We start from the raw sequence: 14,234 nt of genomic DNA, 5'->3' as shown, positions 1-14,234 counted from the left end.
GTTTTAATTTTTATACGAATTTAAAAAATGTAAACGTTTAATCAGTGAGGAATATTATCTAATTTTTAAAAATATTTAACTTTAATTCTCTAAAATAAAAAAGCACCTCATATTGAAGTGCTTTTTTGAAATTTATTTAAAATCTTCGATTGCTTTGTTGATAGCATCAATTTGTTTATTGATACTTGCTGCATTTTGCGGGTTCTGTTTCAACAGTTCCATTTTCTTGCTCAGCCCATCTTTCAACATTTGGGAAATCATCATTTTTACCTGAGGATTATCGCCCATTTGCCCTTTTGAATGTACTAAAACTTTTGTAATATTTTCCGTTGCTTTCAGATTATCTGAAGACATAATCCAGTTATATCCTTCCTCAGAAGTTTTCCCCAGTTCCGGATTTTGGAATTTAATAAAAGGGTAAAATGCCGCAAACTGAGCAATATTTGCCATTTGTGAGGTCACTTTATTCTTTACAACAATTGGTAACATCTGCTCGATTAAAGTATCTGAAGCTCCATCCAAATCCATTTTATCTCCTAAAGTATTAGCTTTTGAGGGATCAATGGCAAGAATTGCACCTACTGAATTTCCTTTCACTGAATTTGAAACCGCATTGACTCCTTTTTCAAAAATCGGAAGGTATTTTTTGTCTTTTGTTTTTGCTAAAGCTGAAATCGCAGCAGCCTGAACCAATGTTTTAGGATCATTTGAAGCTAGTTTTTCAACTTCTGTACCTAAAGCTTTAAACTGCTCAGCATTCGTCAAATCCATTAAATTTAATGCTTTCGTTCTAACCCTGAAATAAGGATCTTTCAAAGCTGCAGCCAATAATTTTGTAGCAGCAGGGCTCTTTCCAACCTGATCTTTTATTCCGTTTAATGCGTTGTATCTGCTTTTAAATTCTTTTGAACCTATAAACTGCATCAGATATTGCTCGGGAGTTTTTGTATCCGTAATATCAGCGACCAACACTCCATCTGCATTGATGTTTACCAAATCTGCATTTTTAGAAACATCAAAATTGAAAGTATTTGTACTTTCAGCTTTTACCCAGACATTATATCTTTTCGGTTTTCCGTTATCATAAACATCGATTGCCAAAGGAAACTCGAAGGGTTGTTCCTGAGTTTGGCTAATGGTGACTGCAATCTGTTTTTTTACAGGCTCAAAAGTATATGAATAATTGATTTTTGGGTTTCCGCTTCCGAAATACCATTGATTAAAGAACCAGTTTAAATCTTTTCCTGAAACTTTTTCAAATGATAATCTCAATTGATGAGCTTCAGCATTTTGATATTCATTTGTTTTCAAATAATCATTCATTCCTGCAAAGAAAGCATCATCACCCAAATAATTTCTCAACATATGAAGAATTCCTCCACCCTTTTGATAGGTTACCAAATCAAAAACATCTTCACGTGAATCATATCCAAACCTCACCAGATTTTTCTTAAAATCAGAAGGATTATGAAGATACATATTTACATCTTCCATCTGATGATAATCTGCCTGATCTTTACCGTATTTATATTCGTTCCAAAGATATTCCGAATAGTTGGCAAAAGATTCATTTACTGTAAGATTGCTCCAGCTTTCTGCCGTTACCAAGTCTCCAAACCAATGATGGAATAATTCGTGAGCAATGGTATCTTCCCACTTATTTTCGTCGATTAATTGTCCCGGCTTTTGCAAAATATCGCTTCCGTGTAGTGTTGCAGTCGTGTTTTCCATAGCACCACTTACATATTCCCTTCCTGAAATCTGTGCATATTTTGCCCAAGGATAATCGTAACCCATTTTTTTAGAGAAAAACTCGATCATTTCAGGAGTATTTCCATAAATCTGCTTTGCATACGGTTCGTATTCCTTTTCAATATAATAATCTACGGGAATATTTTTCCATTTGTCTTTTACAATAGCATATTCACCTACTCCCATGAAGAAAAGATAGGTAGAATGTCTCTTATCCATTATCCAATGATCTGTTCTCAAACCATTTGATTCCTTTTGAGAATCTTTTAGAATACCATTTGAAAGTGTCACATATTTATCAGGAACTGTCATATAAATTTCCTGAGTAGATTTTTGGTTTGGCTTATCAATTGTCGGAAACCAGGCAGACGAAGATTCTGTTTCGCCCTGAGTCCAGATTTGAGTCGGCATATCAGGATCTTTCCCTTGAGCATTAATGAAATATAAACCTTTTGCATCATTAATCGCCGCACTTCCTTGTTGTTTTACTTCATTCGGACGGGATGTATATTTAATATAGACTGTATAATCTTGGTTTTTCTGATATGTTTTATCTAAAGCTATTTTTAGAATATCATCTTTATAATCATACTTTAAAGGAGATTTTTTACCATTATTTTCTAAAGCAACCTCATGAATAAGCATTCCCTTTGCATCAAGCATCAATTCGTTGGTAGGATAAAAGTAAGGTGAGGCAGTCAACCATTCTTCCCCGTTCATCTGTTCCTTCTGATAGTCAAAGTTTACTTTCAGCTTTGTGTGTTTCAGTTCCGTCACTTTTGTATGAGTAGCTCTGTAAACTTTTTCTCTTCCAGATGTTTCTGTCTGTGCAGAAAGATTTACAGAAAAGAAAATTCCGCCTAATAAAGCAATTGATAAAATGGCCTTTTTCATTATTTTTTAGGATTATTTTTTGTTAATATATCGAAAATATCATTGACTACCGTTTCGTAATCCCCTTTTTTAAACTGTTCTTTAGTTTTGTTAAAAGCTTTTTTCAGTTCGCTTTCGGGATTTTCATCGTCAATAATTTCTATGGAGCTGATACCTTTTACCTGAAGTAATAATTCTTTTATTTTTTCGATATCAGCGTTTTCTTCTATATTAATTTTAAGTGATTTCATAATTATATAGCAAATAGGTAGGAAGTTTAATGTAAAAGTTACAAAAAAAGTGAAGAGTTTTCCTGCTTCACTTCCTATATTTCAAACTATTATTTTTAAATCGCTACAGGCGCTTTAATTCCCGGATGCGGATCATAGTTTTCTAATGTAAAATCTTCAAAATTAAAATCAAAAATGTTTTTAATCTCAGGATTCAGCTTCATTGCCGGAAGAGGCCTTGTCTGTCTTGAAAGTTGTTTATTCACCTGCTCAAAATGATTATTATAAATATGAACATCACCAAAACTGTGGACATAATCACCAACTTCCAAATCACATACCTGTGCAACCATCATCAATAATAACGCGTAGCTTGCAATATTAAACGGAACTCCCAGGAAAACATCTGCACTCCTCTGGTATAACTGAAGTGACAACTTTCCGTCTGCTACATAAAACTGGAACAAAGCATGACAAGGCGCCAAGGCCATATTTGGTATTTCAGCAACATTCCACGCAGAAACAATCAATCTTCTGGAATCCGGATTTTTTTTGATTTGCTCAATTACTTCTGAAATTTGGTCTACTACTTTTCCGTCTTTACCGTTCCAGCTTCTCCACTGTGCTCCGTAAACAGGGCCTAAATCACCATTTTCATCTGCCCATTCGTCCCAGATTGAAACTCCGTTATCTTTTAAATATGTAATATTTGTATCTCCTTTTAAAAACCAAAGCAATTCATAAATAATTGATTTCAAATGCACTTTTTTAGTTGTAACCAAAGGAAAACCTTTCGACAAATCATATCTCAGCTGATACCCGAAAACACTTCTTGTCCCTGTTCCTGTTCTATCTGTTTTGTCTGTTCCGTTATCTAAAATATATTGTAAAAGATCTAAGTAATTTTGCATTTTGAAAAGCGATTTTTATGGTCCAAATTTAAAGAATCTAATTCGAAAACGTATCAAAAAAAGCATCCATTTTACGCATGCTTTTTTTATCTGAAGATATAATTTCTATTACATAGCCTTACAACCTTTTATAACTACTTGTCATAAATGAAGATTTTTCAAAAATTAATATTCAAATGAATTAAATATCGTAACACAACTATCATACCTTTTGAATATCTTTATCTAACAGAAAAACAACCGGAAGCATATTTTTAATTTTCATTTTAATAAAGGGTTAATTACCAAATATTTTCAATTGTTTGCTGAATATTATTAATCATAAATGTTTCTTCTTTTTTCTTGCCAAACATAGCTTTCGCCAAAGGCGATTCTACAGAAATAGTCATGATTTTCTGATGATCAAAAATTATTTCTCCTACCGGCGCCGAAATGTAAAATAATCCTTTATTAGTTTTTACCAATGTTCCGTTTTGAACTTTCGATAATGGCTCGACCGTAATTTTCTGAATAATACTTTGCTGATTTAAAGTTTCATTAAGCTGTCGCTGCAAATTGTTGATCTCCTGCTGGAGCATCTCACGTCCGGTTTCATATTTATCACCCATCGAACTTTTGGTATCATTATTTGATGCTCTGGTTTCAGCTATTAAATTTTCAAAGTTTTGAATTTTTTCTGCAAGTTTACTTTTAATAATTTCTAAAATACCTGATTTATCCATTCCTCCTTTAAATTAGAACAAAAATATATCAAATTTAATATAATCTATAATTTTTTACTACAAAATTTTATTATTATATAAAAACAAACAATTCATACTATTATATACTCAACAAAACATAATAATATTTGATAATTATTTAATATAAAAATAGAACAATTTATATATTTTAGTCAGACTTTTAATAAAAAAACAACATGACAAAAAAATTATCTCTATTTACATTAGTTTTAATGTATTCTTCTGCCTTCTCACAGGTTGGCATCAACACGGACACTCCAAACTCTTCTGCTGCATTGGATGTAAACTCAGACACAAAAGGGCTAATTGTCCCCAGATTAACAACAGCCGCTGTAACTTCTCTTTCGAGCACGGCAAGTGAAGGATTAATTGTTTTTGATAAAGAAAAGAAAATATTTTTTGGCTGGGATGGAGCAAAGTGGCAAAACTTAGGATTTGAAGGTAATGCAAGCAATGGCTCATCTCAAACAGGAATTATTTTCTCACAAGGGTTTGAAACGGGTGATTCTGTAAACTATACAACGTCGGGATTTTCACCTTCAGGTTTTAATTTCACATCAGGATCAACTACAACCTCTGATGCTCCGGCTTCTTCTTCGTTATTTTCTGAAGGAATAAGAGGCTACGGATATTCCAGCAACAATAGCAGCGCTACGACTTCCTATATAGAATTTAATACTGTTGATGCGTCATCCTATACCAATAATATTACATTCAGCTTCGATATTGCCGCATTTTCTATAGGAAGCACAGCTAATGGGATGGAAAATAACGATATCATCACAGTAGATGTAAGTATAGATGGCGGTGCTAATTATAACACTAAACTTACCCTCACGGGAGGTAATTCTTCGAGTGCAACCAACACAAGATGGTCATTTTCAGGGTCGGGAACAGGTACAAACACGTATTCATCATCAGGAATTACTGTAACCTCACCCAATACCAATACAGGTTCGGGAATTACTTTTACCGGAGCTCAAGCAATAACGGAGTTATCTGTGACAGAAATTCCTAATTCAAGTCAATTGAAACTAAGAATTGGGGTAAGAAATAATGCAGCTGCAGAACTTTGGGTTATTGATAATGTAAAATTACAGGCATTGTAACCTTTTATATTATTACAATTTGTGAAAAAGCGGACTTAAAAGTCCGCTTTTTATCTTTTTTAAATTCAATCTTCAGCTGGTGCTGTAACGGTTTATTTTTCATATACAACATAATCTGAAACTTTGAAATTAAAATCTTTTCCGTTAGTGAAATCTCTTTTTTTACCGTCAAATATATTTTTGAAATTTCCTGATAAATTTTCATCTTCAATTCTGAAATTTACAGGTTCCTTTGACATGTTTAAAACCACTAAGACCTCATCTTTTCCGTTTTTTCTTATGTATGCTAAAATTTTATCATTAGCAGTTGTATTCAAAAGATAAGTGGAAACACTTGCATCACCTCCTCTCAACGCAGGATTTGAAGTTTTTAGATTTAATAACGTTTTATAAAAATCAGCATTCTGATACGTATTTGTCCATTTGATAACATCCTTTTCAAAGAATTCTAAACGCTTCATATTGGGAAGTTCCTGCCCCGAATATAATAATGGAACACCATTCCAGGTTGCAGAAAATACTGCCATTGGTTTTGTGATGGCTCCATATTTTTCATATTCTGTTCCGTTCCATGAATTTTCATCGTGATTGGTTGTGAACCAAGCCCTCATTGAGCTATCTCCGATATTTGAATACTGTACCAATAAGTCTTTAAGCTCTTGAAGCGGTTCATTTTTCTTATAATAGTCTGCAGATTTATGCATCCATTTCCAAGAATAACTTGCATCGAAAACTTTTCCGTATTCCGGACTTTCCAATTCATCAAATTCACCTAACCAAAATAAAGGTTTAATTTTTTCAACCTCAGGACGTGCCTGTTGCCAGAAATCAACCTCAACCCAAGAGGCCAAATCACATCTGAAACCATCAATATTTGTTTCTTTTACCCAATACTTCATGGCGTCGATCATTGCAAGGCGCATTTCCTGGTTCTTATAATCCAGTTCGATGATATCATCCATTCCTGAAGCACGATGAAAACTTCCATCCAGATCTTTTAAATAAAATTCAGGATGTGTTTTTGTCCAAACATGATCCCAACCTGTATGGTTTGCCACCCAATCGATAATTACTTTGAATCCTAATCTATGAGCTTCATTGACCATGTGTTTAAAATCGTCCAGTGTTCCGAATTCAGGATTGACAGATGTATAATCTGCCGCTGCATAAGGGCTGCCTAAACTTCCTTTTTTATTCTGTTGAGCAATCGGAGTGATGGGCATAAACCAAAGTGTTTTGATTCCCATTGATTTCAGCCTCGGCATTTCTTTTTCAAATGCTTTGAAAGTTCCTTCTTTAGTATATTGTCTTACGTTGACCTCGTAGATATTTGTATTGTGTTTCCAGCCCTTAGGTAAATCCGCCATCTTTTTTGTATTTTGAGTGGTACAGGAAACAATTCCCAGACCAATTGCAGCTAATAAAATTAATTTTTTCATTAAGCGATTTTTAACAAATGTAATAATTTGTGCTAAAAGATAGAATTTTTTAAAGCAAAAAGACCCTGCTATTACGAAAATTTATGATGACACTGGGTATTATAGCCCAGATAGAAACGGCTACCCCGCAGCAAAGGCAAAGGAGCGAAGAATAAAAGTGGATAACAGGAAGAAGCGTTTAAAAATCATTCCAAAAAAGCCCCGAATTTTCATTCAGGGCCATATAATTTAAAATGTCTTTTATCTTTCTTCGTTATCATCGTCTTCATCATCGAAAACATCATCATCATAGTCTTCTTCTTCGTCATCAAAGTTGTCATCATCTTCATCCGCAAAATTGTTGCTGCTTCCGAAGTCGTCTTCAAAACTGAAATCATCATCCATTAAAGGCATCGCTGATTTCTTTTTAGATCCTCCTGCGCTTCCGCTTTTGCTAGGGGCTTTTAAAGGAACATTTCCGAATCTGTAAACAGTAATTGGGTAATTAACGCCTTTTGTTTCGTCAATAATCTCAACTAATTCACAGAAAAATTCCCAAAGGTCTAAAAGTCCGTACTGAAACTGAGCTTTATCACTTACATTAGCAAATGCCTCATCAATGTAAACATCCGACATAATCTCGCCATCGCCATCGTCACTCATATCTTCTAACGGAACACTTTTTACTATTGTTCCATCTTCTTCAAGCAAATTAAAAGTAGAAAGCTCGTCTCCCTGCAAGCTGAATGCACTCTTAATTCCTAAATGTAAGTTCCATAGCGTCTGTTTTCCTTTAACTTCGATATCACGGAAAATATCTTCTTTCGCATCTAATATTACGCGGATTTTGTAAACCATATCAGTTTTTAATTTACTTTTTTTGCCTTTATTATTATGATAAATCTCTCCTGCAAATATAAAATAAATGATATGTGACAAAAAAATATTTCATGATTTTTTAAAATATTTTTTTTTCTTACATTTTGCGAAAATTATTTACTTTTTTCAAGCATAAAACTGAATTTAGTTCCTTCAAGATAAACACTCTCCACAGTAATATTTTCGTTATGCGCCTCAAGGATATGTTTTACGATCGCCAAGCCGAGCCCGGAGCCTCCTTCCCTTCTGCTTCTGCTGGTTTCTACGCGATAAAATCTTTCAAAAATTCTAGGTAAACTCTCCGGCTTTATCCCCATTCCGTTATCAATAACTTCTATTAAGACTTTATTTTTAAGAATGCTCGTTTTTACAACAACCTTAGCTTCCTGTCTATTGGCATAATGAATGGCATTTGAAATTAAATTAATAAATACCTGTGAAATTTTTTGCTTATCAGCATCTACAAAAATTTGAGGATGCAAAGTCTGGATTTGTAAGGTTGTATTGTGCTTTTCAGCTTCAAGATCTAATAAATCGAAAATTTCTTTAATCAGGAGGTTGACATCAAATTTTGAAACCGTAAGGTTAATTTCACCCGCTTCAAGCCTGTTGATCATATCCAAATCTGTAACGATCGCGATCAGCCTTTCCACAGAAATATCAATTCTCTCCAAATATTTGTCACGAATCGTCATATTATCCACTCCGCCATCTCTTAACGTTTCAACATATCCCTGAATGGAAAACAATGGGGTTTTAAGCTCGTGAGAAACATTTCCGATATATTCTTTACGATAGCTCTCCATCTCTTTCATCATATCAATTTCTGTAACTTGCTGCTGATTGAGGTCAGAAAATCTTTCTCCCAATTCTTTAATGGTAATATTTTCATCATTAGCATGTACAATTTCCTGAGGTAAAATCTGAGAAAGACCACGGACCTGTTTCTTTCCGTAATAATTGAAAAGCAACTCAAGAACTATATAATTAATTACAAAAATAAAAATAAGACATATAAACAGGCCTATTTTAAAGAAGGGAGTGCTGTAATAGATATCCTTTAGTGAATCAAAAATGATTACTAAAAGAAACATCACCAATGTCAAAAGACAAGAGGCGACGAGTGTGAGTCTGTAAAATTTCAATTTTACAACATTTTTATTGGTTTATGTAAATGTAAGAAACTGAGTATTAAACAATAAGTTTATACCCAATTCCCTTTAATGTCTGAATGGTATTAATACCAAGCTTTTCTCTTAATCTTCTGATGTGAACATCAATTGTTCTTTCTCCCACGATTACGTCATTACCCCAAACTTTCTCCAGAATTTCCTCTCTTTTGAAAACTTTTTCCGTATTTGAAGCTAAAAGATACAATAAATCGAATTCTTTTTTAGGAAGTAAGAACTGCTGCCCACTTTTAGAAACCCTGAAATTGTCTTTATCAATTACTAAATCCCCGATTTCAATCAGTTTAGCATTATCAGAAACCTGAGAAGTCAGCTGTAATAATGCATTTACTTTAGAAATAAGGATTTTAGGCTTGATCAATTTTACAATATAATCATTTGCTCCCGCCTGAAAGCCTGCCAATTGAGAGAATTCTTCACTCCTTGCAGAAAGGAAAACGATAAGCGTCTTCTGAAGCTCCTTGATTTTCCGAAGTTCCTGGCAAGTTTCTATACCGTCTTTTTCCGGCATCATGACATCCAACAATATCAAATCGGGAACAATTTCTTTGGCTTTATTGATACCTTCGTTACCGTTTGTAGCTGTGTAGATATCATAGCCTTCCTTTTCTAGGTTGTAAGACAGAATCTCTAAAATATCCAGTTCGTCGTCTATTAAGAGGATTTTCTTTTGGTTCATTTTTAATTTTTACTGAGTCAAAGTTAATAATTTTTGAATGACAGATTAATAAATAGGTTATCGTTCACATAAAGTTAACAATAATATTCTTTTGTTAATGTTTAGTTAAGAAAAAATTAAAATTTACTAAACCATTTACCCCATCTTTCTTTACTTCCTTTGCACCGAAAGAATATAGTAAGATAAAGTAAAATGAAAAAACAATTCCACAAGAGCATTATGCTACTTGCCTTGTTTTCTGCTGGCTATGCATTTGCACAAAGTCAGGTTTTAGAAGGTAGGGTATTGGATGAGAAGGACAATACTCCTATTGAAGGAGTAAAAGTAAAGGTAAATGACCAGGAGGTAACTACTGACATTTCCGGAAACTACTCTCTCAGTCTTCCACCCGGAACCAACTATGTTATAACAGTAACTTCCAATGGATACAACAAAAAAGAAATCAGTGAGGTTATTGTAAAAAATGACGCAAATACTCATCTTGATATTATTTTAGATAAGCCATCTACCAAGGAGAAACAAATTGAAGGTGTTGTCATAAAATCCAATGCCAGAAAAGAAACAATTGCATCTACTATCGGTTTACAAAGAAATGCAGGTGTTGTTTCACAGGTTATCGGTGTTGAAGCCATCAAAAGAAGTCCGGACAGAAATACAGGAGAAGTTCTGAAAAGAGTATCCGGGGTAAGTTTATTTGACGGAAAATATATCGTAGTAAGGGGGTTATCAGACCGCTATAACCAAGCTATGCTGAATGGTATTCAGTTATCAAGTACAGAACCGGACAGAAAGACTTTCTCTTTTGATCTGTTTCCCGCTAATGTGATCGAAACACTTGTTATCAATAAAACTTTTATTCCTGAATACAGTGGAGAATGGGGAGGAGGGCTGATCCAGGTAAACACTAAAGATATTCCAAACAAAAACTTTTTTAATCTTCAGGTAGGTGTTGGAGGAAACTCTATCACAATGGGACATGAATTCCATATGCAGAAAGGTGGAAAGTGGGATTTTCTAGGGATTGATGACGGAACCAGAAAACTTCCGAGCAGCATGCCTGCAAAAAATGCGTTTAGTATTTTGGATGATGCTGATAAAACCGGAATTGGTAAACAATATGTAAAAAACCTTGGATATAGCAGTATCGGATATCCTGAAAATTTAAGTTTACAGTTAGACGGCGGTTTTAATACAAAAGTTTTCGGAAAAGATTTGGGAGTTATCGCAGTTCTTAACTACAGTAACAATAAAAGAAGAACTGAATCTAAAAACCGCTTCTTTACTATCAATGATGAACTAGCGGATACCAACTTTGATTATTTTACGGAAAAATACCAAAATGATGTTATTTTAGGAGGTTTATTAAACCTTACCTTAAAGCTTAACAACAATAATAAAATTTCCCTGAAGAATATCATTACCAACAATACGGTAAATCATATGTCTTTCAGAACAGGAAAAGATTTTGAATTTGACCCTGTAAACGGAACCAATATTATGGCGAGGGAGATTGGGTTTAAAGAAACTACTTTCTACAATTCGACTCTTAACGGGACACATAAAATAGATGCTCTTGGAGGTCTTACCTTCAATTGGTACGGAAGTTTTGGTATTTTAGATCAATACATTCCACTACTACAACGTCTACAGTACAATCAGTATCCTGATATGACAGGAAGCCCTTACCTGGCTTTAATTTCCAATGGACTTTCACAAAAATCAGGAAGTGTATTCTACTCTACTCTCAGTGATTATTTATATAATGCAGGAGGAGATGTATCCAAAACCTTTGAGATGTTTGGGCAAAAACAAACAGTAAAAGGAGGATATCTATTTCAGGTAAAAGACAGAATTTATAACTCAAGACCCTTCTCTGTAAGACTTGAAGGATATAATCAGGGATTACTTTCTCAGCCGTTCGAAACAATCTTTAATCCTGAAAACTTCGGAACAGGCGGAGATCAATTTACTTTCGACGAAATTGCCGGAAATCAGTACAGATATATTGCCAATACAATCCTAAATGCAGGTTATTTACAATTTGACAACAACTTTACACCCTGGTTAAGAGCTGTATGGGGATTAAGAGTTGAAAACTTTGACCAATTGGTAGGAAGCACAAAGAGAAGCGATGATCGTTTTGTAAACACTCGAGTTACAGACTTTTTACCGGCATTAAACCTGACCTTCAAAGTAACCAATAACATGAACATTCGTGTTGCAGGCTCACAGACTGTTGTAAGGCCCGAATTTAGGGAAGTTTCTCCTTTAGCATACTACGATTTCGATTTAGGGGCGACAGTAATCGGAAATAAATTTATCCAACGAACTAAAATCACCAATGCGGATCTTCGTTGGGAATGGTATCCCAGAAATGGAGAAATTCTATCTGTGGCAGGTTTCTATAAAAACTTCAAAAACCCGATTGAATTATACTTTAATCAGTCTGGTGTAGGAACAAGTAACACTTTCAACTACCTAAACGTAGATAAGGCTGATGCTTATGGTGCTGAGCTTGAATTCAGAAAAAAACTTGATTTTGTAAGCACCTTCAAAAACTTCACTTTAGGTGGAAACTTCGCTTTAATCAAAAACAGAGTAACGGACGAAGCAACTAATACAGACAGACCTATGCAGGGGCAATCTCCTTATACAGTCAATCTAAGCCTTCAGTACGATGCTGAAAAAACAGGATGGAGCTCAACAGTACTTTTCAACGTGATAGGAAGGAGAATTCTTTATGTAGGAAACGACCAGGTTCCACCAATCTGGGAAGCACCAAGACCACTTCTTGATTTTCAGGTTGCAAAAAAAATATGGCAGAACAAAGGAGAAATCAAGCTTAATGTTTCTGATATCTTAAATCGCCATGCGAAGTTCTACCATGACTTGAATAATAATAAAAAATATGACAGTGCGGATGCACTTGCTATAGACAGAGTAACAGGAACTAACATTAGTTTAACTCTGGGGTACAGCTTTTAATTTAATCAAAATCTAATCTAATAAAATAAGTCTTTATAACATGAAAAAAATTGTTTTATACTCTTTAATGCTTGGTACATTAGCAACAACTATTACCGCATGTAGAAATATAGAAGAAGATGGTGAAACTATCGTTCAAAATGGAGGTTCAGGAAACGGAAGTACTGAAAATCTTATTCTTTCAGGAAAAATCACTACCAATCTTACTCTTAAAGCTAACAATATCTATAAGCTGAGAGGATTAGTATATGTAACTAACGGAGCAACTTTAACTATCGAGCCAGGAACAAAAATTGTAGGTGAGGCTGATAAAAACGGTTCGTTAATTATTACAAGAGGAAGTAAAATCATGGCAGAAGGTACTGCTTCAAACCCAATTATCTTTACCTCAGAAAAACCAAGCCCTAAAAGAGGTGACTGGGCAGGTTTGGTAATCTTGGGAGCTGCTCCTACGAATGCTTCTTTCAACGGACAAGCTGGAATCGGAGAGATTGAAGGTGGTATCAACAACACTGAAGGTCTTGGTCTTTACGGAGGAACAAATGCTGCTGATAACAGTGGTATATTAAAGTATGTAAGAGTAGAATACGCAGGGTATGCATTCTTGCCGGATAAAGAAATCAACGGAATTACATTCGGAGGTGTAGGTAACGGTACTACAGTAGATTACGTAGAAGTTGCTTATGCAAATGATGATAGTTTTGAATGGTTCGGAGGAACTGTAAACTGTTCTCACCTTATTTCTTATAAAGGTCTCGATGATGATTTCGATACTGATAACGGTTTCTCGGGAAAAATCCAGTTTGGTATTGCTGTAAGAGATGCTCAGGTAGCAGACGTGTCAGGTTCTAATGCTTTCGAATCTGATAATGATGCTAATGGCTCTTCTTTAACCCCGCAGACATCTGCTACGTTCTCAAACATGACCATTATTGGTCCAATCAACTCTACAAGCACAAGCACAAACGCCGGATCAATCAACTCTCTGTTCCAGCATGCTTTACAGATAAGAAGAAATTCATCAATCTCAGTATTCAACTCTGTTTTCACGGGATTCCCAATCGGTTTATTTATTGACGCAACGAAAGGTGCTCCTACAGATAACAATATTGTTAATTCAAACTTGGCTTTCCAGAATAATATTTTAGCAGGGAACACAACTCCTTTAAAATTCGGGCCATCTACATCATCTCCTACCCCTTATACTTTAGCAGCCCTTACAAGCTGGTTTAATACAGGAGGAAACTCTATCCTTCCATATACGGCTGATGTGAAATTTACAAATGCCTGGGCTCCTGCAGGAACTACTCCAAACTTCTCTCCTGCTGCAGACTCTCCTTTATTAACAGGCGGCTTATTCACTCACGCTAAATTAACATCTTGGTTTACTCCGGTAACTTACAGAGGAGCCGTTAAAGATGCTAACGATACTTGGTACGCTGGTTGGACAAACTACAACCTATAA

The 14,234-nt window shown here is 34.8% G+C and carries 11 protein-coding genes; 3 read left to right on the top strand and 8 right to left on the bottom strand.

The genetic code is table 11. From position 1 onward, the window contains the following. Nucleotides 1-132 precede the first annotated feature (132 nt). The 4 genes from ACM39_RS11980 to ACM39_RS11965 all read right to left on the bottom strand — a co-directional run bounded on the left by ACM39_RS11980 (nt 133) and on the right by ACM39_RS11965 (nt 4,488). Nucleotides 133-2,646: a M1 family metallopeptidase gene (locus ACM39_RS11980; RefSeq protein ID WP_048511290.1), complete on the bottom strand. Its 2,514-nt coding sequence runs from the start codon at nt 2,644-2,646 to the stop codon at nt 133-135. Then, the gene (locus tag ACM39_RS11975; protein WP_048511289.1) at nt 2,646-2,876 is read right to left on the bottom strand and encodes a hypothetical protein; all 231 of its coding nucleotides are present in this window, start codon (nt 2,874-2,876) and stop codon (nt 2,646-2,648) included. The genes ACM39_RS11980 and ACM39_RS11975 overlap by 1 nt, the downstream gene beginning before the upstream one ends. 95 nt (nt 2,877-2,971) lie before the next feature. Further along, nucleotides 2,972-3,766: a thymidylate synthase gene (locus ACM39_RS11970; protein ID WP_048511288.1), complete on the bottom strand. Its 795-nt coding sequence runs from the start codon at nt 3,764-3,766 to the stop codon at nt 2,972-2,974. 281 nt (nt 3,767-4,047) lie between these two features. Continuing rightward, complete coding sequence (locus ACM39_RS11965; protein ID WP_048511287.1) at nt 4,048-4,488, bottom strand: GreA/GreB family elongation factor; 441 nt, start codon at nt 4,486-4,488, stop codon at nt 4,048-4,050. A gap of 197 nt (nt 4,489-4,685) precedes the next feature. Here ACM39_RS11965 and ACM39_RS11960 point away from each other — a divergent pair, with 197 nt between their 5' ends. After that, nucleotides 4,686-5,618: a hypothetical protein gene (locus ACM39_RS11960; RefSeq protein WP_048511286.1), complete on the top strand. Its 933-nt coding sequence runs from the start codon at nt 4,686-4,688 to the stop codon at nt 5,616-5,618. A gap of 92 nt (nt 5,619-5,710) precedes the next feature. Here ACM39_RS11960 and ACM39_RS11955 read toward each other — a convergent pair whose 3' ends face one another. From ACM39_RS11955 to ACM39_RS11940, 4 genes are all read right to left on the bottom strand, one after another. Beyond that, nucleotides 5,711-7,057: an alpha-amylase family glycosyl hydrolase gene (locus ACM39_RS11955; RefSeq protein ID WP_048511285.1), complete on the bottom strand. Its 1,347-nt coding sequence runs from the start codon at nt 7,055-7,057 to the stop codon at nt 5,711-5,713. Between the two features lie 240 nt (nt 7,058-7,297). Continuing rightward, nucleotides 7,298-7,894 carry an IS1096 element passenger TnpR family protein gene (locus ACM39_RS11950; RefSeq protein ID WP_048511473.1) on the bottom strand — a complete coding sequence of 199 codons (597 nt, stop codon included), beginning with the start codon at nt 7,892-7,894 and terminating at the stop codon, nt 7,298-7,300. 134 nt (nt 7,895-8,028) lie between these two features. Next, nucleotides 8,029-9,060: a sensor histidine kinase gene (locus tag ACM39_RS11945; protein WP_048511284.1), complete on the bottom strand. Its 1,032-nt coding sequence runs from the start codon at nt 9,058-9,060 to the stop codon at nt 8,029-8,031. A 46-nt stretch (nt 9,061-9,106) separates the two neighbouring features. After that, nucleotides 9,107-9,784 (bottom strand): response regulator, encoded by a 678-nt coding sequence (locus ACM39_RS11940; protein WP_048511283.1) that lies wholly within the window; start codon nt 9,782-9,784, stop codon nt 9,107-9,109. 192 nt (nt 9,785-9,976) lie between these two features. On the opposite strand from ACM39_RS11940, the gene ACM39_RS11935 reads away from it, so the two are divergent. Continuing rightward, complete coding sequence (locus tag ACM39_RS11935) at nt 9,977-12,769, top strand: TonB-dependent receptor domain-containing protein (protein WP_048511282.1); 2,793 nt, start codon at nt 9,977-9,979, stop codon at nt 12,767-12,769. A gap of 40 nt (nt 12,770-12,809) precedes the next feature. Continuing rightward, the gene (locus tag ACM39_RS11930; RefSeq protein ID WP_048511281.1) at nt 12,810-14,234 is read left to right on the top strand and encodes a hypothetical protein; all 1,425 of its coding nucleotides are present in this window, start codon (nt 12,810-12,812) and stop codon (nt 14,232-14,234) included.

The sequence above is a fragment of the Chryseobacterium sp. FH2 genome, from assembly GCF_001045455.1.
GTDB lineage: Bacteria > Bacteroidota > Bacteroidia > Flavobacteriales > Weeksellaceae > Chryseobacterium.
Note: the sequence above shows the minus strand (reverse complement) of the source record. Positions and strands in the feature narration are given on the sequence as shown.